Origin of the sequence: Pseudomonas sp. Ost2, from assembly GCF_018326065.1 — a bacterium.
Lineage (GTDB): Bacteria > Pseudomonadota > Gammaproteobacteria > Pseudomonadales > Pseudomonadaceae > Aquipseudomonas > Aquipseudomonas gingeri.
Window position 1 is genome coordinate 6,978,949 of record NZ_AP021904.1, and the last position, 23,871, is coordinate 7,002,819.

The following is a 23,871-nucleotide window of genomic DNA, read 5'->3' on the forward strand; positions in this document are numbered from 1 at the left end:
GCGCGTGACCGGCATCAGCCGGCGCAGCCGCTTTGCCCGAGCAGCAGGCGTCCTGCTGGTGCACGACCTTTACCGACGAGTGGTCATGGGCGTGATCGTGGCTGTCGCCATGCTTGTGCGCGTGATCGGCATCAGCCGGCGCAGCCGCTTTGCCCGAGCAGCAGGAGCCCTGCGGTTGCACGGTTTTCACCGAGCCATGGACATGCTCGTGGTCGGTGTCGGTCTTGCGATGGATATGAATGGAGTCGCTCATGGGTGCGTCCCTGAAGGTGCTTGTTGCCAAGTGAACACCCTGTAGCCACTATAGGGTCAAGCACCCTTTTCGGAGATCGAACGATGAAGATTGGCGAACTGGCGAAACTCACCGACTGCCAGGTGGAAACCATCCGTTATTACGAGAAGGAAAACCTGCTGCCGGAGCCGGCACGTAGCGAGGGCAACTATCGCCTGTATACCCAGGCCCACGTGGAACGCCTGACCTTTATCCGCAACTGCCGCAGCCTCGACATGACCCTGGAGGAGATCCGCAGCCTGCTGAACCTGCGGGACAGTCCGCAGGATCAATGCGAAAGCGTGAATGCGCTGATCGACGAGCATATCCATCACGTCAAGGCGCGCATCGACGGGTTGCTGGCGCTGCAGGCGCAACTGCTCGACCTGCGCCAGCGTTGTGGCGAAGGGCCGGATGTCGATCAGTGCGGGATCCTGCAGCGGCTGGAAGTCAGCGGCAGCGTGCTGCCGGCTGAAGAGCATTCACATGTCGCGAGAAGTCACGGCCATTAGGGCCTCTTCGCGGGCAAGCCCGCTCCCACAACGGCGCAGGACCTGTGAAGAACGGCGCAGGACCTGTGGGAGCGGGCTTGCCCGCGAAGAACGATAACGCGGCCTGGAGCCGTGCTCAGACCGCCATCGGCGCCGTCATCGGCGCGTGGTGCTGGTAGCCTTCCAGGGAGAAGTCCCCCGGTTCCACCCGTTCCAGCCATTCCGGCTGGTACACGCCAGTCTTGGCGAACTCCGGCACGCGCTCGGAAATCACCAGCTTCGGCATCGGGAACGGCTCGCGGGTGAGCTGTTCGTTGAGCATGTCCAGGTGGTTTTCATACACATGGGCATCGCCGATGAAGTAGGTGAACCAGCGTGGCGTATAGCCGGTCAGGCGACCGATCAGGCTCAGCAGCGCCGCGCCCTCGGTCAGGTTGAACGGCGTGCCCAGGCCCAGGTCGTTCGAACGGATGTAGAGGGTCAGGGAAATCTCCCGGGTCTCCACGTTCGGGTGGAACTGATACAGCAGATGGCACGGCGGCAGGGCCATTTCATCCAGCTGCGCGCAGTTCCAGCCGTGGAACAGGATCCGCCGGCTGCCCGGGTCCTTGATGATGGTGTCGACGCACTGGCGCACCTGGTCGATAGCCTTGTACAGCACCACATAGGCCTGGCCGTTTTCCTCGCCCTCGGCGATCTGCCGGTAGCCCTGGCTCAGGGTCTGCTCGATGGCAGCGCGATTAGCGGTCGGGATCTGCTTGTACGCCGGCCACTTGCGCCATTGCACACCGTAGATCTCGCCCAGGTCGTCATCGCCCTGGCGGAACGGGTTGGCCAGCCACTGGGTGTTTTCGTTGGCGTTCTGGTCCCAGACCTTGCAGCCCAGTTCGCGGAACTCGGCGGCGTTGTTGACGCCACGGAGGAAACCGCACATCTCGCCGATGGCGGACTTGAAGGCCATCTTGCGGGTGGTGATCGCCGGGAAACCTTCCTTCAGGTCATACCGCAGCATCGCCCCGGGAAAGCTGATGGTGTTCACGCCGGTACGGTTGGCCTGCTTGGTGCCGTTCTTGATGACGTGGGCGACCAGATCGAGATATTGCTTCATGAATTACCTGCATCCTTGAATACGGGGCCCGCGGGCCCAGATCCGAATTTAAAGCGCGGCGTCTTTCGTTGCCGGAGTGGTCGAGGCGCGGTGATAGGCGAACCACAGCAGCGCCAGGCCGCCGATGATCATCGGTAGGCTGAGGATCTGCCCCATGGTCACCCAGCCGAATGCCAGATAACCGAGCTGCGCATCCGGGACCCGGACGAACTCGACGATAAAACGGAAGATCCCGTAGAACAACGCGAACATGCCGGAAACCGCCATGGTCGGCCGCGGCTTGCGCGAGAACAGCCAGAGGATCACGAACAGCGCCACGCCTTCAAGGGCGAACTGGTACAGCTGCGACGGATGGCGCGGCAACTGCGCCGGGTCGCTGAACGGCGGGAAGACCATCGCCCACGGCACGTCGCTCGGCTTGCCCCACAGTTCGGCATTGATGAAGTTGCCGATACGCCCGGCACCCAAGCCGATCGGCACCATCGGCGCGACGAAGTCCATCAGCTCGAAGAATGACTTGCCGTTACGTCGACCGAACCACCAGGCGGCCAGCATCACCCCGATGAAACCGCCATGGAACGCCATGCCGCCCTTCCAGACCTCGAAGATCAGCGTCGGGTTGGCGATATAGGCCGGCAGATCGTAGAACAGCACGTATCCCAGGCGTCCGCCGACGATCACCCCCATGGCGAGCCAGAACACCATGTCGGAGAGTTTTTCCTTGGTCCAGGTCGGGTCGAAACGGTTCAGGCGCCGGGAGGCCAGCAGCCACGCACCGCCGATGCCGACCAGGTACATCAGGCCGTACCAGTGGATTTTCAGCGGACCGATGGCCAGGGCCACCGGGTCAATCTGCGGGTAAGGCAGCATTGCGACTCCTCGATAGAGTAGAAAATTCAGGGTCCGTGCGGTGTATCGGCGCCCGGACCGGCGGGCCATGTTGCGGCTCGCGCATTAAGCCAATATTGCGCCCGGAAGACTGAACCGGACCTGAGACTCAGATCAGGAATTTTATCCCGACACAGAACAATAGCCCGGCAAACAACCGCTTGAGCAACAGCGGCGATAACTTGTGCGCCAACTGCACGCCGAAACGGGCGAAAAACATACTGGTCAGGGCGATGCCGAGCAAGGCCGGCAGATAGATAAAGCCCAGGCTGTGGGGCGGCAGCAACGGATCGTGCCACCCCAGGATCATGAAGCTCAGGGCACTGGCCACCGCGATCGGTAGGCCGCAGGCCGACGAGGTCGCCACCGCCTGCTGCATCGGCAGGCTACGCCAGGTCAGGAACGGCACGGTCAACGAGCCGCCGCCGATACCGAAAATCGCCGAAGCCCAACCGATAAAGCCGCCGGCAACGCCCAGCCCGAGCTTGCCGGGAATCCCACGGCTGCCCCTGGGCTTGAGATCCAGGGCCATCTGCGCGGAAACGATCAGCGCGAACACACCGATGATCTTCTGCAGGTTCGGCCCGGCAATCGCCTTGGCCGTCAGCGCGCCGAGGCCCGAGCCGAGCAGGATGCCCAGGGTCATCCAGGCGAAGATCGGCCAGCGCACCGCGCCCCGGCGATGATGGCCGCGAATGGTGTTGAACGAGGTGAAGATGATGGTCGCCAGGGAAGTGCCGACCGCCAGGTGCGTGAGGATCGAGGTATCGAACCCCTGCAAGGTGAAACTGAACACCAGCACCGGCACGATGATGATCCCGCCGCCGACGCCAAACAGCCCGGCCAGCACGCCTGCGCATGCGCCCAGTACCAGATAGAGCAGAAATTCCATGGGTGCCCCCGAAACAAGACCGGCATGGTAACGGAAGCATGCCGCTCGTCTCTACTGGATGACGACGGACACCCTGCGTAGAGTGGGCAAAAACACAGAAGGACCACCTGATGTGCCTGATTGTCTTCGCCTGGCGCCCGGGCCATGCCCAGCCACTGATCGTCGCGGCCAACCGCGACGAATTCTATGCCCGCCCCAGCCTGCCGCTGGCGCAATGGCCGGAAACACCGCAGGTTCACGCCGGACGCGACCTGGAAGCCGGCGGCACCTGGCTAGGCGTTGGCGCCGGCCAGCGCTTTGCCGCGCTGACCAATATCCGCAATCCCCATCAGCCGCCGGCCCGGCGCTCCCGGGGCGAACTGGTGGCGCGGTTCCTCGCGGGGGAAACGTCGATCGACGATTATCTCGCGGATATCTCCGCACGATCACCGGAATATGCCGGTTTTAACCTGCTGCTGGGTACGGCTGGAGAGTTGTGGCATTTCAACTCCCATGAGGCTCAGCCGCGCCAACTCGCGGAAGGCGTTTACGGCCTGTCCAACGCGGGACTCGATACACCCTGGCCAAAGTTGTTGAAGGCCAGGGCAGCGCTGGCGCAGACCCTCGACGATCCCCGACCGGAGAACCTGCTTGCCTTGCTGGCCGACCCGCAGACCGCACCCTTTGCCGAACTGCCGGATACCGGCGTCGGGCTGGCGACGGAGAGCCTGCTGTCGAGTGTGTTTATCGCCAGCCCGAGCTATGGCACGCGAGCCAGTACGGCGCTGATCGTCAATGCCGATGGCACGCGGCAACTGGTCGAGCGCAGTTTCGGGCCCTATGGCGGGCATCTGGGAGAGGTGGAACTGAAGGTCTGAAACACATCACGGGACTGACTGATCGTGCCCACGCTTTGCGTGGGTATGCAGCCCATGAAGCTCCGCGTCAGCTTCAAGAGCGGACGCAGAGCGTCCAGCGCGGCACTCCCACGCGGAGCGTGGGAACGATCATGTATGGAGGTCTGACGCCCCCCTGTAGGAGCCGGCTTGCTGGCGATTGCGGCCGGGTCGGCGATGCAAGGCTTGCAGGCCTCATCGCCGGCAAGCAGGCTCCTGCAAAGGACGCTGGGTCAGTCAGTGCTTGACCACCGGATTGGCCATCCGCGCCAGGCCGAGGTTTTTCAGTGCCAACTGCAAGGTACTGTGGATAACTTGCGGGTTGTCGATGGTCATCACCTGGGCCAGCAGTTCCTGGGACTTGCTCAGGCTGATCTGGCGCAGCATCCACTTCACTTTCGGCAAGTTGGTGGCGTTCATCGACAGGCTGTCGAAGCCCATCGCCATCAGCAGCACCGCTGCCGCCGGATCACCGGCCATTTCGCCGCAGATGCTCACCGGCTTGCCTTCGGCGTGGGCATCACGCACCACGTTCTGCAAGGCCTGCAGCACCGCCGGGTGCATGTAGTCGTACAGGTCGGCAACCCGCGGGTTGTTACGGTCAACGGCCAGCAGGTACTGGGTCAGGTCGTTGGAGCCGACCGAGAGGAAATCCACTTGCCGGGCCAGCTCGCGGGTCTGGTACACCGCTGCCGGAATCTCGACCATCACCCCCACCGGCGGCATCGGCACATCGGTGCCTTCGTCGCGGACTTCGCCCCAGGCCCGGTGGATCAGGTGCAGGGCCTCTTCCACTTCATGGGTGCCGGAGATCATCGGCAGCAGGATCCGCAGGTTGTTCAGGCCTTCGCTGGCCTTGAGCATCGCCCGGGTCTGCACCAGGAAGATTTCCGGGTGGTCGAGGGTCACGCGGATACCCCGCCAGCCGAGGAACGGGTTGTCCTCGACGATCGGGAAGTACGACAGCGACTTGTCGCCACCGATGTCCAGGCTGCGCATGGTCACCGGTTGCGGGTGGAACGCCGAGAGCTGTTCGCGATAGATCGCCAACTGCTCCTTCTCGCTCGGAAAGCGCTGGTTGATCATGAACGGCACTTCGGTGCGATACAGCCCGACACCTTCGGCGCCACGCTGTTGCGCACGGGCCACATCCGCCAGGAGGCCGGTGTTGACCCACAAGGGCATGCGGTGACCGTCGAGGGTCACGCAAGGCAGCTCGCGCAGGGCATCGAGCCCCTGGGACAGCTGGCGTTCCTCTTCGACGACACTGGCGTATTGCTTGCGCAGCAGTTCGCTCGGGTTGGTAAACACCTCGCCACGGGCGCCGTCGACGATCATTTCGATCCCGTCGACCTTGGAATACGGCAGGTCCACCAGGCCCATCACCGTCGGGATCCCCATGGCACGGGCCAGGATCGCGACGTGGGAGTTACCGGAACCGAGGACCGACACCAGGCCCTTGAGCTTGCCTTCCGGCACCTCGCCGAGCATGGCCGCCGTCAGCTCTTCGCTGACCATGATGGTGTTGTCCGGGTAGACCATTGCCTGCTGGCGTTCCGACTGCAGGTAGGCCAGCAGCCGGCGCCCCAGGTCCTTGACGTCCGAGGCCCGCTCGCGCAGGTAGGCGTCGTCCATCAGTTCGAAGCGATTGACGTGGTCGGTGACCACCTGGCGCAGCGCGCCCTGGGCCCACTGGCCGGTCTTGATGATATTGGTGACTTCACTGCCCAGGGACGCATCGTCGAGCATCATCAGGTAGACGTCGAACAAGGCGCGCTCTTCCGGGCGCAACTGGGTGGCGAGCTTGGCCGACAGGGTGCGCATGTCGCTGCGCACGCCTTCGATGGCGGTCTTGAACAGCGCCAGTTCGGCATCGATATCGCTGACCGCCTTGTCCGGCACCACATCCAGGTCCGCCGGCGGCAGCATGACCACCGCCGTACCCACCGCGGCACCGGGCGAACCCGGCACACCGATGAACTTGGCTTCCTGGATGCCCTTGCCTTCACGCCCCAGGCCGCGGATCGAACCGGTGGCCTCGGCATGGGCGATAACGCCGGCGAGCTGGGCGCTCATGGTCACCAGGAAGGCTTCTTCGCCCTCGTCGAACTGGCGACGCTCCTTCTGCTGGATGACCAGTACGCCGACGACGCGGCGGTGGTGAATGATCGGCGCGCCGAGGAAGGAGGCGTAGCGCTCCTCACCGGTTTCGGCAAAGTAACGGTAGCGCGGGTGGTCAGCGGCGTTTTCCAGGTTGAGGGGCTCTTCGCGCGTCCCCACCAGACCGACCAGGCCTTCGTTCGGCGCCATGCTGACCTTGCCGATCGAGCGCTTGTTCAAGCCCTCGGTGGCCATCAGCACAAAGCGATTGGTCTCGGGGTCCAGCAGATAGACCGAGCAGACCTGGCTGCCCATGGCCTCTTTGACGCGCAATACAATAATCCCCAACGCCGCCTTGAGATCCTTGGCGGCGTTAACTTCCTGGACGATCTTGCGCAGCGTATTGAGCATGGCTCGGGGTCGAACTCCGTGTCAGTCGCGCGCTAAAAGGCGCGGGGCAAGCTCTTTGAGCGCGCGACGATAAACCTCGCGCTTGAATGTCACCACCTGGCCCAACGGGTACCAATAGCTGACCCAGCGCCAGCCATCGAACTCCGGTTTACCGGTCAAATCCATCCGCACCCGCTGCTCGTTGGAGAGCAGGCGCAGGAGAAACCATTTCTGTTTCTGGCCGATGCACAGCGGTTGGCTGTGGGTACGCACCAGGCGTTGCGGCAAACGATAGCGCAACCAGCCCCGGGTACAGGCCAGAATTTGCACATCCTCGCGTTCCAGGCCGACTTCTTCGTTCAATTCGCGATACAAAGCCTCTTCAGGCGTTTCGTCCGGATTGATTCCGCCTTGCGGAAACTGCCATGCATCTTGATTGATCCGGCGTGCCCACAGGACCTGACCAGCATCATTCGTCAGAATTATCCCGACATTAGGACGGAAACCATCGGGGTCGATCACGGCAACCACCTCGCAAACGCATGTCGTCGCATTGTTCCACAAAGGTTGTGAAAGCAGCAACGAGCCTTCCTACCTTATGTGCACTCTTGTGAAAAGACCGTATTCTGGAGACCTTTTTACAGGCTTTTCAGCGAGTAACCGCAATGCGTCTGGCTTTATTCGACTTGGACAACACACTTTTGGGCGGCGACAGCGACCACGCCTGGGGCGATTACCTGTGCGAACGGGGAATTCTCGATCCGGTGGCCTACAAGGCGCGCAACGACGAGTTCTACCAGGATTACCTGGCCGGCAGGCTGGACAACGCCGAGTACCTGAACTTCTGCCTGGAAATCCTCGGCCGCACCGAGATGGCCCAGCTGGACGAGTGGCACCGCGACTACATGCGCGACTGCATCGAACCCATCGTCCTGCCCAAGGCCCTGGAACTGCTGGCACGCCATCGCGATGCCGGCGACAAGTTGGTCATTATCACCGCGACCAACCGTTTCGTGACCGGGCCGATTGCCGCACGCCTGGCGGTCGAGACCCTGATCGCCACCGAGTGCGAGATGCTCGACGGTCGCTACACCGGCCGCAGCACCGACGTGCCGTGCTTCCGCGAAGGCAAGGTGACGCGCCTGAACCGCTGGCTGGAAGAGACCGGGCACAGCCTGGAGGACAGCTACTTCTATAGCGACTCGATGAATGACCTGCCGCTGCTGGAGCAGGTGAGCCATCCGGTGGCGGTGGATCCCGATCCGAACCTGCGGGCCGAGGCCGAGAAGCGCGGCTGGCCGGTGATCAGCCTGCGCGGCTGATATTGCTTTCGCGGGCAAGCCCGCTCCCACGGGTTCTGCGCACTGCATAACGATTGCGCGCAGCCCGAGTCCGATGTGGGAGCGGGCTTGCCCGCGAATGAGGCCAGCAAGGCCCGCTCCGCCCTCAAGGACGCCTTCGCTGGCAAGCCAGCTCCCACAAGTTCTGCGCCCTGCATAACGATTGCGCGTAGCCCGAGTCAGATGTGGGAGCGGGCTTGCCCGCGAATGAGGCCAGCAAGGCCCGCGTCGCCCTCAAGAACGCCTTCGCCGGCAAGCCAGCTCCACAAGCAGCCAGCTCCCACAGGTCCCGCGTCAGACAGGCTTGGCGCCCATCAGGGCGGCGATCGCGACAAAACACAGGGCACCGAAGATCGCCAGCGCCAGGGTGAATTTCGCATTGCCGGAAACATCACCCCGACGCAGGCGGTTGAGCCGCACCACCAGCCACGCCCAGGCCAGGCAACCGACGGTGTAGAGCACGCTGGAGCCCAGCAGCCAGGTCTGGCCCAGGGGGAAACCGCCCAAGTGCACCAGCCACCAGCCACTGACCGGCTGTACCACCAGACACAGCGCCATCAGCCACCAGGCCAGGGCCCAGGGCATTTTCAACAGCCGGCCCGGGATCGTCGCATCCCCGCGCCGACGCCCACGCCAGAACCAGATGGCCACGGCCAGGGCACTGCCCAACAGCAACACCGTGACCACACTGTGAAGCACTTTCAGGGCCGTGAAGGTTTCCATTTCGTCTTTTCCTTAAGCGTTGCCCATCAGCGTAGCAGCCATCCGTCGGGTTTCAGCCGAGAAACAGCTGGTAGGCCGGGTTATCACTTTCGTCCCAGTACGGGTAGCCGATTTCCGCCAGCGCAGCCGGCACTAGGTGGCGTTCTTCGGCCGGCACCTGCAAGCCGGCGACCACCCGCCCATCGGCGGCGCCGTGGTTGCGGTAGTGGAACATCGAGATGTTCCAGCGCCCGCCGAGTTTGTTGAGGAAGTTGAACAGCGCGCCCGGACGCTCGGGGAACTCGAAACGCAGGACGATTTCATCGCTGACCCGCGCCGCATGACCGCCGACCATATGGCGGATATGCAGCTTCGCCAGCTCGTTGTCGGTCAGGTCGAGGACCGGGAAACCCTGCCCGGTCAGGCTCTCGATCAGGGTGCTGCGTGGATCGTTGTCCGGATGGGTCTGCACGCCGACAAAGATATGCGCTTCGCGACCGGTGTGGTAACGGTAGTTGAATTCGGTGATCTGCCGCTTGCCGATGGCCTCGCAGAAAGCCTTGAAGCTGCCCGGCTGTTCGGGGATGGTCACGGCGATGATCGCTTCACGCCCCTCGCCCAGCTCGGCGCGCTCGGCGACATGGCGCAGGCGATCGAAGTTGACGTTGGCCCCGGAGTCGATGGCGACCAGGGTCTGTCCGCTGACCTTGCGCAGTTCGACGTACTTCTTGATCCCGGCCACGCCCAGGGCGCCGGCCGGCTCGGTGATCGAGCGGGTGTCGTCGTAGATGTCCTTGATCGCCGCGCAGATTTCGTCGGTGCTGACGGTGATCACCTCGTCGACGTAGTCCTTGCAGATATCGAAGGTGTGCTGGCCGATCTGCGCCACCGCCACGCCATCGGCGAAAATCCCTACAGTAGGGAGGACCACTCGCTCACCGGCGGCCATGGCCTGCTGCAGGCAGTTGGAGTCGTCCGGCTCGACACCGATCACCTTGATCTCCGGGCGCAGGTACTTCACATAGGCCGCGATGCCGGCAATCAGGCCGCCGCCGCCGACCGGAACGAAGATCGCGTCCAGCGGACCCGGATGCTGGCGCAGGATTTCCATCGCCACGGTTCCCTGCCCGGCAATGGTGTGCGGATCATCGTAAGGGTGGATGTAGACGTAGCCCTTTTCCTCGACCAGCTTCAGCGAATAGGCCAGTGCTTCCGGAAAGGAGTCACCGTGCAGCACCACCTTGCCGCCACGGGAACGCACGCCTTCAACCTTGATTTCCGGGGTGGTCTTGGGCATCACGATCGTTGCCTTGACCCCCAGCACCTTGGCCGCCAGGGCCAGGCCCTGGGCATGGTTGCCGGCCGATGCGGTGACCACGCCGCGCGCACGCTCTTCATCGCTGAGCTGGGTCAGCTTGTTGTAGGCACCGCGAATCTTGAAGGAGAACACCGGCTGCAGGTCTTCGCGCTTGAGCCAGACCTGGTTGCCCAGTCGCTCGGAGAGCTGGCGGGCGGTCTGCAACGGGGTTTCCACGGCAACATCGTAAACGCGCGAGGTGAGGATCTTCTTGACGTACTGTTCGAGCATCGGAAAGCATCGCTGGCGGGTTGGGCAGGGACCGACGAGTCTAACCCAGCGCTTGCGACAACGACCACAGGGATCCTGCGGTTTTGATCGCCCCTTTGCAGGGCCCGCGATTATAATGCCGGCCTTTCGCCTACCCCCTGCCCGCTTCCGGAGCCCGCATGACCCAGGATCAACTCAAACAGGCCGTGGCCCAAGCCGCCGTCGACTTCATCCTTCCCAAGCTCGATGACAAAAGCATCGTCGGCGTGGGCACCGGCTCTACCGCCAACTGCTTTATCGACGCACTGGCGCAACACAAGGGCGCCTTCGACGGCGCGGTCGCCAGCTCCGAAGCCACTGCCGCGCGCCTCAAGGGCCACGGGATTCCGGTGTACGAGCTCAATACCGTCAGCGACCTGGAGTTCTACGTCGACGGCGCCGATGAAAGCGACGCGCATCTGAACCTGATCAAGGGCGGCGGTGCGGCACTGACCCGCGAGAAGATCGTCGCGGCCGTGGCCAAGACCTTTATCTGCATCGCCGACGGCAGCAAGCTGGTACCGGTCCTCGGCGCCTTCCCGCTGCCGGTGGAAGTGATTCCGATGGCCCGCAGCCACGTGGCCCGCCAACTGGTGAAGCTGGGCGGCGACCCGGTATACCGCGAAGGCGTGCTGACGGACAACGGCAACATCATTCTCGATGTGCACAACCTGCAGATCACCAACCCGGTGGAGCTGGAAGCGCAGATCAATGCGATTGTCGGCGTGGTCACCAACGGCCTGTTCGCCGCGCGTCCCGCGGACCTGCTGCTGCTGGGCACCAGCGAAGGCGTGAAGACCCTCAAGGCCTGAAACGCGTCACCCTTGCGGGAGCCGGCTCCCGCAAGGGTGATATCAGGGTCTAGTCCTGTGTGCGCTTGAAGACGTAGAACAGGTTCGGCTCGCTGACCATGTACACGGTCCCTTCCTCGTCCATGGTCACGCCCTCGGCGCGGGGAATGGTATTTTTCAAGCCGTTGAAACCGCCCAGCAAGGTCATGAAACTGACCTGTTCGCCCTTCTCGTCCAGCTCCAGCAACAGATGCGAGTCTGCCGACAACGCCAGCATATGGCGGGTCCGCGGATCGATCGCCAGCGCGGAAATATTGCGCATGGCCAGTTGATCGCTCGGCAGCTTCCGCTTCTCGCCGAACACCTGGATACCGTCGCTTTTCAGGCTGAACAAGGCGGGTGGCCGCTCTTCGCCCAACAGGATCTGCTGGTTGGCGGCGTCCCAGACCACGGCTTCGAAGGCCTTGTTCTGGTTCTTCGACGGGCCCAGGTCGTGCTGCTGGAAATCCTTGATGTTCAGTTCACGGGTATTGGCATCGACGGTGACGATGGTCAGGGTATGCATGCGCTCGTCGACGATCGCCATGCGCTCGCCTTCAAGCACCGTCACGGCTTCGGGATTGTTCCAGCCGACCAGCGGGATCTTGCGCAGGACATCGCCTTGCAGGGTCAGCTCGACCAGGAACGGATTCTTGCCCATGACCGAAAACAGCGTCCTGGTGCGCGGGTTGTAGCTGACATCGGAAGCTTCGTCCTTCTCCATGCCCGGCAGCAGCTTGGCATCGATCACCGCGCGATAACCCGGCAGCCAGATACTGTCCTTGCGCTCGGCCGGGGGCTCGAAACGCTCCTTGACCCACAGCACGCCGCGGTCCTCCCAGTGCATCGGCACAGACACGCCGGCACCGATCACGACCACCAGCAACAGCCAGTAATACCAACGCAACGCGAAACGGGAACGACGGGCGGAAGGCGAAGCAGGGGGCGATTGGGAGGCCATGTGAGGGCTGTTTCCTGATTTTTATGACGTTTGGACAACACACTGTAGGCAAGGCACAACGACCAGCCGGGAAATTATCCAGACAGGATGTGAAAAAAACGGCAAAAGGCAGGAAACAGGGGGACAAATCAAACGCGGAGCGTGGAAGTGATTCAGGCGTCTGTGGGAGCCTGGCTTACCAGAACACCGGACCGCCGCGAAGAGCCCCTTGAGGCCGCTGAAAGCTTCGCGGCGATGCGGCGCCCCGACGAGCCCGCTCCCACAGTTTTTTTAGCGGACGCTGCTGCTGAAGGTGCTGACGTTCGGCAGTTCCAGCACCAGTTCGTCACCGGCGTTGAGCGGACCGACACCTGCCGGCGTGCCGGTCAGGATCACATCACCGGCCTGCAACGAGAAGCACGCGGCCATGTACTGGATCATCGGCACGATCGGGTTGAGCATATCGCTGCTGATGCCGTCCTGGCGCACCTGGCCATTGATGGTCAGGCGGATGCCGATCTGGGTCAGGTCGGGAAAGGTGCTGCCCACCACGAACGGTGCGATCACCGCCGCGCCATCGAACGACTTGGCGATTTCCCACGGCAGGCCCTTGGACTTCAGCTCGGCCTGCTTGTCACGCAGGGTCAGGTCCAGCGCCGGGGCGAAACCGGAAATCGCGTCGAGCACCTCTTCCTTGCTCGGCTTGGTCGACAACGGCTTGCCGATCAGGACGGCGATTTCCGCCTCGTAATGCACCGAGCCGCGATCGGCCGGGATGCTGAAACCACCCTCGATCGGCACGACGCAGCTGCCCGGCTTGATGAACAGCAGCGGCTCGGTAGGCACCGGATTATCCAGTTCCTTGGCGTGTTCGGCGTAGTTACGACCGATGCAGACCACCTTGCCCAGGGGAAAGTGAATGCGGGTACCGTCGACATACTGGTGCTGATAGCTCATTGACCGACTCCTGATCTGTTTTATCGTCGTGACGCGAGGTTCAAACCGCGAAAATCTTGCCCGGGTTCATGATCCCGTTAGGATCGAACACCGCCTTGATCGCCTTCATGTATTCGATTTCAGCCGGGGAACGGCTGTAGGTCAGGTAATCGCGCTTGGTCATGCCCACGCCGTGCTCGGCGGAAATCGAACCGTTGTACTTCTCGACGGTCTCGAATACCCACTTGTTGACGGTGGCGCACTTGGCGAAGAACTCGTCCTTGCTCAGGTTTTCCGGCTTGAGGATGTTCAGGTGCAGGTTGCCGTCGCCGATGTGGCCGAACCAGACGATTTCGAAGTCCGGATAGTGTTCACCGACGATCGCATCGATTTCCTTGAGGAAGCCCGGCACTTTCGACACGGTGACCGAGATGTCGTTCTTGTACGGCGTCCAGTGGGAGATGGTTTCGGAGATGTACTCGCGCAATTTCCAGAGATTCTGCAACTGCTGCTCGCTCTGGCTCATCACGCCATCGACCACCCAGCCCTGCTCCACGCAGTGCTCGAAGGTCGCCAGGGCATCGTTGGCCACTTCTTCGGTGGTCGCTTCGAATTCCAGCAGCGCGTAGAACGGACAGTCGGTTTCGAACGGTGCCGGCACATCGCCACGGCCGAGGACCTTGGCCAGCGCCTTGTCGGAGAAGAACTCGAAGGCGGTCAGGTCCAGCTTGCTCTGGAAGGCATGCAGCACCGGCATGATCGAGTCGAAATCGGGGGCGCCGAGGACCATGCAGGTCAGGTTCTTCGGTGCACGGTCCAGGCGCATGGTCGCTTCGACCACGAAGCCCAGGGTGCCTTCGGCGCCGATGAACAGCTGGCGCAGGTCATAGCCGGTGGCGTTCTTGATCAGGTCCTTGTTCAGTTCCAGCACATCGCCCTTGCCGGTGACGACCTTCATGCCGGCCACCCAGTTGCGGGTCATGCCATAGCGAATCACCTTGATCCCGCCGGCATTGGTGCCGATATTGCCGCCAATCTGGCTGGAGCCCGCCGAGGCGAAGTCCACCGGATAGTACAGGCCGTGTTCCTCGGCCTGGTTCTGCAACTGCTCGGTGACCACGCCCGGCTGGCAGACCGCGGTGCGGTCGGTCAGGTTGATGTCGAGGATCTGGTTCATGTAGTCGAACGACACCACCACTTCGCCATTGGCGGCCACGGCGGCGGCGGACAGGCCGGTACGACCGCCCGACGGCACCAGCGCGACGCGGTGCTGGTTGGCCCAGCGCACGATGGCCTGGACCTGCTCGATGGTCTTCGGAAACACGATGGCCGTCGGCGCCGGCGCGAAATGTTTCGTCCAATCCTTGCCGTAAGCATTCAGGGAGTCAGCATCGGTCAGCACCTTGCCAGGCTCAACCAGGGTCTTCAGCTCATCAATCAGGGCAGGATTGGTCATCGACAGAACTCTCGAACATTTCATGGTCACCCTGAGAACGCTTCACGTCGCAGAATGAGTGTTTGCGGGTCGCATATGCTAGCATACGCACCCCGCAGAAGCGTGCTATCAGGCCGATCTGCGGTGCCGGCGATCACGCCGTGGGGTCAGCTCAAGCTGTCCATTTCCCTGCCATTTTTCTCCGGGACACAGGTTTACGCAGATGAGCAAGACTTCTCTCGATAAGAGCAAGATCAAGTTCCTTCTTCTCGAAGGCGTCCACCAATCCGCAGTCGACGTCCTCAAGGCCGCCGGGTACGTCAACATCGAGTACCACACCAAATCCCTGCCGGATGCCGAGCTGAAGGAAAAGATCGCCGATGCCCACTTCATCGGCATTCGCTCCCGCACCCAACTGACCGAGGAACTCTTCGATCACGCGAAGAAACTCGTCGCCGTGGGCTGCTTCTGTATCGGCACCAACCAGGTCGACCTCGACGCGGCTCGCGAGCGCGGCATTGCCGTGTTCAACGCACCGTACTCCAACACCCGCTCCGTTGCCGAGCTGGTGCTGGCCGAAGCGATCCTGTTGCTGCGCGGCATTCCCGAGAAGAACGCTTCCTGCCATCGCGGTGGCTGGATCAAGAGCGCGGCCAACTCCTTTGAAATCCGTGGCAAGAAGCTGGGGATCATCGGTTACGGCTCGATCGGTACGCAGTTGTCGGTCCTGGCCGAAGGCCTGGGCATGCAGGTGTTCTTCTACGACACCCTGACCAAGCTGCCGCTGGGCAACGCGACCCAGGTCGCCAGCCTGACCGACCTGCTGGGCATGTCCGATATCGTCACCCTGCACGTTCCGGAAACCGCTGAAACCCAGTGGATGATCGGCGAGAAGGAAATCCGCGCCATCAAGAAGGGCGGGATCCTGATCAACGCCGCACGCGGTACCGTGGTCGAGCTGGACGCCCTGGCGGACGCGATCAAGGACAAGCACCTGATCGGCGCGGCCATCGACGTGTTCCCGGTGGAGCCGCGCTCCAACGACGACATCTTCGAAAGCCCGCTGCGTGGCCTGGACAATGTGATCCTGACCCCGCACATCGGTGGTTCCACCGCCGAAGCCCAGGCCAACATCGGCCTGGAAGTGGCGGAAAAGCTGGTCAAGTACAGCGACAACGGCACCTCGGTATCGTCCGTCAACTTCCCGGAAGTGGCGCTGCCGGCGCACCCTGGCAAGCACCGCCTGCTGCACATCCACGAGAACATCCCGGGTGTGATGAGCGAGATCAACAAGGTCTTCGCGGAAAACGGCATCAACATCTCCGGTCAGTTCCTGCAGACCAACGAGAAGGTCGGCTACGTGGTGATCGACGTCGACGCCGAGTACTCGGACCTGGCGCAAGAGAAGCTGCAGCACATCAACGGCACCATCCGGTCCCGCGTGTTGTTCTAAGCTTTACCGGCGCTCATGAAAAAGGGAGACCCTCGGGTCTCCCTTTTTCTTTCTGAACAAATCTTACTTGACGTTAACCGTGATGCGTTTCGACGCTACAGTCGGGTTGAACTGCATGTGCAGTTTGTCGCCAGCCACCAGCTGCAAGGTGTGCTTGCCCGGGGTGAGGGTCAATTGGGTTTCGGTCTGCGCCTTGCCGTAGTGGATCACGGTGTCGGTGGCCGGAATCGGCACGCTGGCGTCCGGCAACTCTTTCTGGTCGACCAGCAGGTGGTGGTGGCCGGTGCCCGGGGTCTGGTCGGTGGCCGGGGCCAGCTTGAGACCTTCCATGCCGAATTTTACCGTGAAGGTCTTGTCGACGGTGGCACCGTCCTTCGGCGACTCGATAAAGACCTTGGCGCCCTCGGGGGGTGCCGAGCGCGGAATGCCGTCGGCCGCGACGGCGAGCAGGCTGGAACTCAACAAAACAGTGGCTAAAGCGACGCGAGACACTAAGGTTTTCATTAACTTCTCCGGTTTTTCCACAAAATTTGGGCAGTCATGACAACTTCAGGACAAATCGTTGTCCAAACCTGCCAATCAACATAAAGCAAAGCGAGCAGCAGTTGCGCATCGCCCGTTACGAATTCATCTAGGAGTGACCATGCGTTTTTTGCCTGGCCTGTTGCTGTTACTGCCCCTTGCAAGTCCTTTCGCCCAAGCCGAACTGATCGATGACGTCAACGACCGGGGCGAACTGCGCATTGCCCTGGAAGGTGACATGCGGCCCTTCAGCTTCAAGGAAGACGGTCGCCTGACCGGCTTCGAAGTGGAACTGGGCGAACTGCTCGCCAGGGAGCTGGACATCAACCCGTCGTTTATCACCACCGATTCCGCCGATCTGCTGCAAGGCGTCGAAAGCGGCAAGTACGACATTGCCATCAACCACATAGCACTGACCCCGGAACTCAAGGAACGTTTCGATTTCAGCGAGCCTTACAGCTACACCAGCGCCCAGTTGATCGTGCGCAAGGAAGAACAAAGACCACTGGGCACACTGGACGCATTGAAAGGCCGTGCCTTGGGTGTAGCCCAAGGCAGCCAGTTCGTCGACGAAGCGCGAACGGTCGAAGGGGTGGACCTGCGCAGCTACCCGAACGCGCAGCAGCCACTCAAGGACGTCGCCGACAAGCAGATCGACGCGGCGATCAGCGATCGCCTGCTGATCCCCTTCGCCATTCGTGACAGCCGCCTGCCGGTCAAGGAAGGTCCTCCCGTGGGGCCGACCGTGACCCTGGCCATCCCGTTCCAGAAGGGTAACCCGGCCTTTCAGGCCAGCATCGACCGGGCCCTGCAGCGGATCAAGGCCGATGGCCGGCTGATGGCGTTGTCGGAAAAATGGTTCGGCATGGATGCGAGCGAGCCGCCGAAGCCCTGATACCAGGGAGGCGGAGCGTCCAGGGTGGCGGTCCCACGCAACCCGTGGGACGGCTTGTCAGGGTTGCGCCGAGTCCAGCACAGCCAGGGCCACCGCTGCCTCGGGCAGTTCCAGCTCGCTGAATACCTGGACGCCGGCCTGCTTCAGCAAGGCCGCCGTCACGCCCTCTCCCGGCACTTTCACACCGCTGAAGGTGCCGTCGTAGGTCAGCAGATTGCCACAGGACGGACTGTTGGCCTTGAGCACCGCGATCCGGATGGCATGCCGCCGCACCAGCTCAAGCGCCTGCCGGGCGCCGTCGAGAAAGGCCGCGCTGACGTCCTCGCCCTCGGTGGTGATGACCCGGGCGCGCCCCTCCAGCACCTGCACGCCCTGCCCTCCGGGAATCTCCGCCGCTGCACGCGGGGTCGGCAAGCCGCCGGCGACTTCCGGGCACAAGGCCACGACCCGGCCTTCAGCCTGCCAGGCCGCCAGTTGGGCGTAGGGACCGCTGGCACCGCCGTCATAGCGCACCAGATGCCCCAGCAGGCAGCGACTGACCAGAATTTTCTGCGGCATCAGAAAGGCTCATCGCCGCGACGACGGAACCAGCCGGTCAGCGACAGGCGCTCGCGCGTCGCCGGCAGCACTTCATGGGGCACCTCGCCGGAAAGGAAGACCACCAGGCTGCCGCCGGCCGGATCCACGTCATGCTCCACGCCACCGTCCAGGTACATCCGCAACTGGCCACCCTCCTCGGGCAACCAGGCGTCGTTCAGGTAGATCACGGCCGAGACCATCCGCCGATCGTCATCGCGAAAGCGATCCACGTGCTTGAGATAGAAAGCCCCGGGCGGGTACAGCGCAAAATGGCTCTCGAAATCCTCGAGGCCGAGAAACAACCCGCGGTTCAACGCCTCGCGCAGGCTGTCCATCATCCCCAGATAACGGTCGCAAGGCTCTGCCTGACCCGGTTCCAGCCATTGGATATGGTCACCGCGGATGCCTTCGCGCACCTGTTGCGACGGCCCGCGACCCACCGCGGCCGGTGCCAGTTCGCCTTCAGCCGCACGTTTACGGCACTCGGCGGCCAGCTCCACGGTCAGAGCAGCAGGCAGGAACACAGGCTGCCGCGACCAGCCGCGCGCGGCCAGGTCGTCGACGATACGTAACAGCAGCGGATGATCAGAGGGTATTTGCATGGCGCGCATAGTATCCATACGCCTGGAAATCCGACAGAGCCACCGGGCATGACAATACGAATTCTCGACAAGTCCCGCGCTCGTCGGGAGAATAGTCGGCTGTAGACAGGAGTCCCTATGCGCCGTTTGCTTTTTTCGCTGTTGATGTTCTGCACCTTGCCCACCTGGGCAGACAGCCACGACCAGTTGTACAAGGTCGCCGGTTGGCCAGAACAACGCGCGCATTTCAGCGATGCCCTGAGCGCCGCCCAGCAAAAGTACCGCAACAGCCTGCCGCCGGCCGTCTATCAGGCCCTGGTCAACAACAGCAACCAACGTTTTGCGCCGCAGGCCATGGACCAGCGGGCCGAGACCCAGCTGCGCCAGAACCTGAACGATCCGAAGCCGGCCCTGACGTTCTTCCAGTCACCGCTGGGACGCAAGATCGTCGCCGCCGAACTGCTCGCCACCCGACGCGACCAATTGGCCAAGAATGCCCAGGGGCTGCCGCATATCGAAGCCAGCGCGACCCGTCGCCTGCTGATCAACCACCTGGCCAACGCCTTGCCGGCCCGTGAAGCCGGTGCCGAAGTCAGTCTCGCCATCGCCGGCGTCGCCGCCGACAGCCTCAGTTCAATGATTCCCGGCCTGCTGGGCGCGGGTTCGGCCCAGGGCCTGCTCAACGGTCAGCGCGAACGCCTGATGCAACAGATCGGCAACGACCTGGACAACACCTTGCTGTACGTCTATCGCGACCTGTCCGACCCTGAGCTGGAAGAGTTCTCGACCTTTGCCGAATCGGCCGAAGGCAAGGCGTACTACCAGGCCGCCCTGGCGGCAATCCGCGCGGGGTTGGCCGTGGGCCAGAACCTGGCGCCGGCGCAACCTGGAAACTGACCGCCACATAGCCCAGCCGGCAACGGTCTATAATCCAGGCGCAATATGAAAGTCCGGGTGCCATCCGTGCAGTAGGCTCACCTCCCCTCAGGAGACGACTCATGTACAGGATCAACCTCGCTACCGCCGCGGACATCGAGGGCATCGCCCAACTGCTCCAGGCCAATTCCCCCTCCCGGGGCGGATCGCTGACCGGGGAATTTCCCCTCGACAAGGTCAGGCAGATGGCCCTCGGCGGCTCCCCCGTGGTGGTTGCCTCTCGCGATGACAACGTCGTTGGCGTGCTGTTCAGCGCGGCCAGGGACATGCACCCCGCCCCGCCGTCGATCCAGGCCATGCTGGCCGCATGGCCGGGCACGTCCGATGCCTACGTGTACGGACCCGCCTGCATCGCCAGCACGGAAAGAGGCCAGGGTCTCCTGCCGCGACTCTATGCCCAGCTCCAGCAGCATTATCCTGGCCGCGAAGCGATTCTGTTCATCCGCCGGGACAACGGCGCCTCGCTGCGCGCCCATGAACGCCTGGGGATGCGCGAGGTCGCGGGTTTCACCCTGGAGGGTGAGGAGTACGCCGTCCTCAGTGACCGACCGGCTGCCACAGAGTAAGGCACGCCTCTCAACGATAAAGCAGGGCGCCTGAAACACCGCGAACCTGCAGGAGCCCGGCTTGCCGGCGAATGCGTCCTCAAGGCCGCCAGAAGCTTCGCTGGCAAGCCAGGCTTCCACAGACAACTTCAGCCTAGGCGGTTTGTGCCTGCCCGGCATGGGACCAGGCCGTGACCCACTCCCGCACCTGCGCATAGGGATAGGCCTCCAGCGCTGAAAACCCCGGCAGCGCCCGCGCCTTCAATTTCGTGAACAACGGCACGCTGATACCGCAGAGGAAGCGCGTCAGGCATTCCGTACTCGGTGAGTGTCCACTGTGCTCCTGGTGCTTGTGGATAAATCCACTGCATAGCCCCGGGAAATCCCGCTGTTCGAGCGCAGGCAGTGCCGGTGGCTCCGGCAGACGGGCCACTTGCCCGTGGCACACCGAACAATGCCCGCAGCGTTCAGGTGCCTGCTCGTCGCCGAAATAGCGGGCCAGCCGATAACCCAGGCATTGCTCGGTCGCAAACAACGCCAGCATCGCGTGAATCCGTGCAATCTCGCTGACCTCATGCTGGGCGAAACAGGCATACAGCTCCAGGCTCAAGGCATGGGGATCGAAGTCGCTGACCAGCAGGCTGTAGACCTCGGTCATCTGCTTGCTCTCCAACTCGATCCAGCGCCGTTCCTGGAAGAAATCCAGGGCCTTCACCACCCGCCCGCGCTCGGCCTGGTGCTGCTGGTACATGGCGTCGAAATCCACCGTGGCCCAGGTGCGCGCGCGACTGGAGGTGTGGATGATCGCCGCGACAAAATCGCGGCGCTCGCCCTCGAACTTCGCCAGCAGCACCTCCGGCTCCACCAGGAACTTGAAACGGTACTCGGCAAAATAGGCATAACGCGGTGCGATCAAGCCACGCAACTCCAACTGGACCAGCAAGGTCTTGAGCGGCAACTGGCGGATATTGCTCTGGTCGGCCAGGGGCCCGAGAAGGAATTCCCACTGGCCGTCCGGGCTCGCGCCCTGCAGTTCGTCCAGCACCCGCCGAATCCCCTCCAGCTCCGGGGTATCGCCGTAGACGAAGTTTTCCAGCACGTTGAGGCTGTCGCGGTTGGCCAGCACCAGGCAATCGGAAGGCTGGCCGTCGCGCCCGGCCCGGCCGATTTCCTGGCTGTAGTTCTCGATGGACTTGGGCAGGTCGAAGTGCACCACGTTGCGGATATCGCTCTTGTCGATACCCATGCCGAAGGCGATGGTGGCGACGATGCAGTTCAACTGCCCGGCCATGAACTGCTTCTGGATCGCCTCGCGCTGCTCATGGGGCAGGCCGGCGTGATAAGCGCTCGCCGCAATACCGCGCTGGCTCAGGTGTTCGGCGATCTGCTCGGCGGTTTTCTGCAGGGTGACGTAGACGATGCTCGCTTGCCCGCTGCGTTCGCCCAGCCACTCCACCAGGCGACGACGCTTGTCCGGGCCGCTGACCGGCTCCACCAGCAGGTTCAGGTTCGGCCGATAGAAACCGGTGGTCACCACATCGGTCGGCGCAATGGCGAACCTGGCCTGCATGTCGACGATCACCTTCGGCGTCGCGGTGGCGGTCAGCAACAAGGCCTGGGGAATACGGAACTGGCGCTGATAATCTGGCAGCTTGAGGTAATCCGGGCGGAAATTGTGGCCCCACTCGGAGATGCAGTGCGCCTCGTCCACCACCAGCAGGGAAATCTGCACCTGCTGCAGGAAATGGCGGAAGCGCTCGTTTTTCAGGCGCTCCACGGAAATCATCAGGATCTTCAGCTCCCCGGAGCGGGCCCGGGCCATCACCGCATTGGCCTCATCGCGACTCTGCACCGAGTCGATACTCGCCGCCGCAATGCCGTGGCCTTGCAGAAAGGCCAACTGGTCCTGCATCAGTGCCAGCAGTGGCGACACCACCAGCGTCAGGTGCGGCAGGAGCAGTGCCGGCAGTTGATAACACAAGGACTTGCCGGAGCCGGTGGGAAAGATCGCCGCCGCCGAACGCCCGGCCAGGACCGCGCTGATCGCCGCTTCCTGGCCGTCGCGAAACCGTGGATAACCAAAAACCCGCTGGAGGGTGTCGTGCATAGGCTGTCACTCCGTTGACCGCTGTGGATAAACAAACCCTAGGCGGTCAGGCGAGAAAAGGTCCGAGGCAAGCATTACAAACCACTACAGCGCGCCAGCCTATCGCAAAGCCGGCCGCGGTTGCGGGATAACCACCAATAGCCGGATACAAATCCACGGGTGCGCCCCCGCGAAAATGTCGATTATATCCAAGCCTCCTATGTTGACTGATACCCGGTCGCCGATCTTCGCGTCGTTGAAACGGACGGTTCAACGACGCTCGTTTACCCAGGAGCCCCCCATGGACACCGCCCCTCGCCCCTTCTCTTCACTGGCCCGTCACGGCCTGCTACTCGCGCCCCTGTTGCTCAGCGGTTGCCTGTCCGGCCCGGACTCCGGCCTGCTCAAGCCGGGCGCGGCGGGCGTCGAGCCGCCGTCCAGCCGTTTCGAAACCCCGGAATACAAGGCACAACGCGCGCTCGCACTGGTCAAGGCGTCGACCCTGTATGCACTGGGCGGCACCGGCAAGGGGGTCAGCGTGGCCATCATCGACTCCGGACTCAACACACAATTACCCGAGTTCAAGGACCGCCTCGCCACCCCGGGTCACGACTACGTACGCGACGTCCCCGCACTGATCGACCCCCACGGACATGGCACCCAGATGGCCGGGATTGTCGCCGCCAACCGCGACGGCCAGGGCATGCATGGCATCGCCTTCGACGCCAGGCTGATCGTCATGCGTATTGGCGACAACAACGAACCGTTCTTTTTTGACGATCAGATCGCCCGCGCCTGGAAAGACAGCTTCGCCGCTGGCGCCAGGATTCTCAGTAACTCCTGGGCCAACGATATTCCCGCCACCGAAATCACTGAAGCGCGGTACAAGCAGGTGATGGGCGATTCCTTGCCGGTCGCCCGCCAATTGGTGGCCGAAGGCGCCGTGTTTGTTTTCCCCACGGGCAACGAGCTGCGGCGCGAGCCCCTGGCCGAACCTGGCCTGCCCCAGGCATTGCCTGAACTGGAGAAGGGCTGGATCGCGGTGGTGGCGCTGAAGAATGACGGCACGCTCATCAACCAGAAATCCAATTACTGTGGCGTGGCAGAGCGATGGTGCATCGCGGTCCCGGGCGGGGATGGTGGTGTCGACAATGGCTTGCTCACCACCAGCGCCAAGGGCGGCTACCAGGAAACCGCCGGGACTTCGCCCGCCGTGGCGTTGGTCAGCGGCGCACTCGCCGCCCTGCAGAGTCGCTTTCCCGAACTCACCACCCAGCAATTGCGCGATGTATTGCTCGATAGCGCCAACCACAGCGGGCCTTACGCCAAGGGCGAAGCCTACGGACGCGGGCTGATGGATCTGGCGGCGGCGGCGCAACTGGCAGCCGAACGGGTGAAGAACCCGCCGACGACGCCGGCCCAACGGTAACGGCCCCGCACAAACGCACAACGCGCCAGACAGGGCGCGTT

Annotated in this window: 23 protein-coding genes; 9 read left to right on the forward strand and 14 right to left on the reverse strand. The window is 62.9% G+C overall.

The features are described from left to right. Nucleotides 1-336: 336 nt before the first annotated feature. On the forward strand, nt 337-783 hold the full coding sequence (gene cadR / locus KI243_RS31025; RefSeq protein ID WP_017124912.1) for a Cd(II)/Pb(II)-responsive transcriptional regulator: 447 nt from the start codon (nt 337-339) through the stop codon (nt 781-783). Nucleotides 784-898: 115 nt separating this feature from the next. On the opposite strand, the gene KI243_RS31030 is transcribed toward cadR, so the two are convergent. The 3 genes from KI243_RS31030 to KI243_RS31040 form a co-directional block, all read right to left on the reverse strand. Then, nucleotides 899-1,870 carry a thymidylate synthase gene (locus KI243_RS31030; protein WP_212810258.1) on the reverse strand — a complete coding sequence of 324 codons (972 nt, stop codon included), beginning with the start codon at nt 1,868-1,870 and terminating at the stop codon, nt 899-901. A 48-nt stretch (nt 1,871-1,918) separates the two neighbouring features. Beyond that, the gene (lgt, locus tag KI243_RS31035) at nt 1,919-2,740 is read right to left on the reverse strand and encodes a prolipoprotein diacylglyceryl transferase (RefSeq protein ID WP_017124914.1); all 822 of its coding nucleotides are present in this window, start codon (nt 2,738-2,740) and stop codon (nt 1,919-1,921) included. 127 nt (nt 2,741-2,867) lie between these two features. Further along, a complete protein-coding gene (locus KI243_RS31040) occupies nt 2,868-3,650 on the reverse strand; it encodes a sulfite exporter TauE/SafE family protein (protein ID WP_177087114.1) in 783 nt (260 codons plus the stop codon). Nucleotides 3,651-3,760: 110 nt separating this feature from the next. On the opposite strand from KI243_RS31040, the gene KI243_RS31045 reads away from it, so the two are divergent. Continuing rightward, the gene (locus tag KI243_RS31045; RefSeq protein WP_017124916.1) at nt 3,761-4,507 is read left to right on the forward strand and encodes an NRDE family protein; all 747 of its coding nucleotides are present in this window, start codon (nt 3,761-3,763) and stop codon (nt 4,505-4,507) included. 255 nt (nt 4,508-4,762) lie between these two features. Here KI243_RS31045 and ptsP read toward each other — a convergent pair whose 3' ends face one another. Then, complete coding sequence (ptsP, locus tag KI243_RS31050) at nt 4,763-7,036, reverse strand: phosphoenolpyruvate--protein phosphotransferase (RefSeq protein ID WP_017124917.1); 2,274 nt, start codon at nt 7,034-7,036, stop codon at nt 4,763-4,765. A 21-nt stretch (nt 7,037-7,057) separates the two neighbouring features. Next, on the reverse strand, nt 7,058-7,537 hold the full coding sequence (locus KI243_RS31055; protein WP_042934836.1) for an RNA pyrophosphohydrolase: 480 nt from the start codon (nt 7,535-7,537) through the stop codon (nt 7,058-7,060). A gap of 143 nt (nt 7,538-7,680) precedes the next feature. Between KI243_RS31055 and KI243_RS31060 the strand changes: the two genes are divergently transcribed. Continuing rightward, nucleotides 7,681-8,337: an HAD family hydrolase gene (locus tag KI243_RS31060; protein WP_017124919.1), complete on the forward strand. Its 657-nt coding sequence runs from the start codon at nt 7,681-7,683 to the stop codon at nt 8,335-8,337. A 312-nt stretch (nt 8,338-8,649) separates the two neighbouring features. Here KI243_RS31060 and KI243_RS31065 read toward each other — a convergent pair whose 3' ends face one another. After that, on the reverse strand, nt 8,650-9,078 hold the full coding sequence (locus KI243_RS31065) for a DUF2269 domain-containing protein (protein ID WP_017125377.1): 429 nt from the start codon (nt 9,076-9,078) through the stop codon (nt 8,650-8,652). A 52-nt stretch (nt 9,079-9,130) separates the two neighbouring features. Beyond that, nucleotides 9,131-10,645, reverse strand: coding sequence for a threonine ammonia-lyase, biosynthetic (gene ilvA, locus KI243_RS31070; protein ID WP_177087118.1), 1,515 nt, complete (start codon nt 10,643-10,645; stop codon nt 9,131-9,133). 158 nt (nt 10,646-10,803) lie between these two features. On the opposite strand from ilvA, the gene rpiA reads away from it, so the two are divergent. Beyond that, complete coding sequence (rpiA, locus tag KI243_RS31075) at nt 10,804-11,475, forward strand: ribose-5-phosphate isomerase RpiA (RefSeq protein ID WP_177087120.1); 672 nt, start codon at nt 10,804-10,806, stop codon at nt 11,473-11,475. Between the two features lie 49 nt (nt 11,476-11,524). Here rpiA and KI243_RS31080 read toward each other — a convergent pair whose 3' ends face one another. From KI243_RS31080 to KI243_RS31090, 3 genes are all read right to left on the reverse strand, one after another. Continuing rightward, complete coding sequence (locus KI243_RS31080; RefSeq protein ID WP_212810259.1) at nt 11,525-12,454, reverse strand: SdiA-regulated domain-containing protein; 930 nt, start codon at nt 12,452-12,454, stop codon at nt 11,525-11,527. A gap of 270 nt (nt 12,455-12,724) precedes the next feature. After that, nucleotides 12,725-13,390 (reverse strand): fumarylacetoacetate hydrolase family protein, encoded by a 666-nt coding sequence (locus KI243_RS31085; RefSeq protein ID WP_017125380.1) that lies wholly within the window; start codon nt 13,388-13,390, stop codon nt 12,725-12,727. 40 nt (nt 13,391-13,430) lie between these two features. Further along, nucleotides 13,431-14,825 carry an FAD-binding oxidoreductase gene (locus KI243_RS31090; protein ID WP_017125381.1) on the reverse strand — a complete coding sequence of 465 codons (1,395 nt, stop codon included), beginning with the start codon at nt 14,823-14,825 and terminating at the stop codon, nt 13,431-13,433. A 202-nt stretch (nt 14,826-15,027) separates the two neighbouring features. Here KI243_RS31090 and serA point away from each other — a divergent pair, with 202 nt between their 5' ends. Further along, nucleotides 15,028-16,257 carry a phosphoglycerate dehydrogenase gene (serA, locus tag KI243_RS31095; protein WP_103032767.1) on the forward strand — a complete coding sequence of 410 codons (1,230 nt, stop codon included), beginning with the start codon at nt 15,028-15,030 and terminating at the stop codon, nt 16,255-16,257. Between the two features lie 63 nt (nt 16,258-16,320). Here the strand turns inward: serA and KI243_RS31100 are convergent, their stop codons facing one another. Then, nucleotides 16,321-16,761 carry a DUF4399 domain-containing protein gene (locus KI243_RS31100; protein ID WP_042935083.1) on the reverse strand — a complete coding sequence of 147 codons (441 nt, stop codon included), beginning with the start codon at nt 16,759-16,761 and terminating at the stop codon, nt 16,321-16,323. A gap of 139 nt (nt 16,762-16,900) precedes the next feature. Between KI243_RS31100 and KI243_RS31105 the strand changes: the two genes are divergently transcribed. Beyond that, nucleotides 16,901-17,674 carry a transporter substrate-binding domain-containing protein gene (locus tag KI243_RS31105; RefSeq protein WP_017125385.1) on the forward strand — a complete coding sequence of 258 codons (774 nt, stop codon included), beginning with the start codon at nt 16,901-16,903 and terminating at the stop codon, nt 17,672-17,674. 57 nt (nt 17,675-17,731) lie between these two features. On the opposite strand, the gene KI243_RS31110 is transcribed toward KI243_RS31105, so the two are convergent. Together KI243_RS31110 and KI243_RS31115 are read right to left on the reverse strand one after the other, a co-directional pair. Next, on the reverse strand, nt 17,732-18,232 hold the full coding sequence (locus tag KI243_RS31110; RefSeq protein WP_177128273.1) for a DUF523 domain-containing protein: 501 nt from the start codon (nt 18,230-18,232) through the stop codon (nt 17,732-17,734). Continuing rightward, the gene (locus KI243_RS31115; protein ID WP_212811264.1) at nt 18,232-18,864 is read right to left on the reverse strand and encodes a 2OG-Fe(II) oxygenase; all 633 of its coding nucleotides are present in this window, start codon (nt 18,862-18,864) and stop codon (nt 18,232-18,234) included. Before KI243_RS31115 ends, KI243_RS31110 begins: the two co-directional genes overlap by 1 nt. A 108-nt stretch (nt 18,865-18,972) precedes the next feature. Between KI243_RS31115 and KI243_RS31120 the strand changes: the two genes are divergently transcribed. Together KI243_RS31120 and KI243_RS31125 are read left to right on the forward strand one after the other, a co-directional pair. After that, nucleotides 18,973-19,731: a DUF2059 domain-containing protein gene (locus KI243_RS31120; RefSeq protein ID WP_212810260.1), complete on the forward strand. Its 759-nt coding sequence runs from the start codon at nt 18,973-18,975 to the stop codon at nt 19,729-19,731. 101 nt (nt 19,732-19,832) lie between these two features. After that, nucleotides 19,833-20,336, forward strand: coding sequence for an N-acetyltransferase (locus tag KI243_RS31125; RefSeq protein WP_212810261.1), 504 nt, complete (start codon nt 19,833-19,835; stop codon nt 20,334-20,336). A gap of 133 nt (nt 20,337-20,469) precedes the next feature. On the opposite strand, the gene KI243_RS31130 is transcribed toward KI243_RS31125, so the two are convergent. Beyond that, nucleotides 20,470-22,422 carry an ATP-dependent DNA helicase RecQ gene (locus KI243_RS31130; protein ID WP_212810262.1) on the reverse strand — a complete coding sequence of 651 codons (1,953 nt, stop codon included), beginning with the start codon at nt 22,420-22,422 and terminating at the stop codon, nt 20,470-20,472. 280 nt (nt 22,423-22,702) lie between these two features. Between KI243_RS31130 and KI243_RS31135 the strand changes: the two genes are divergently transcribed. Beyond that, entirely contained in the window at nt 22,703-23,830 is a 1,128-nt protein-coding gene (locus tag KI243_RS31135; protein WP_212810263.1) for a S8 family peptidase, read from the forward strand. The last annotated feature ends 41 nt before the right edge of the window (nt 23,831-23,871 follow it).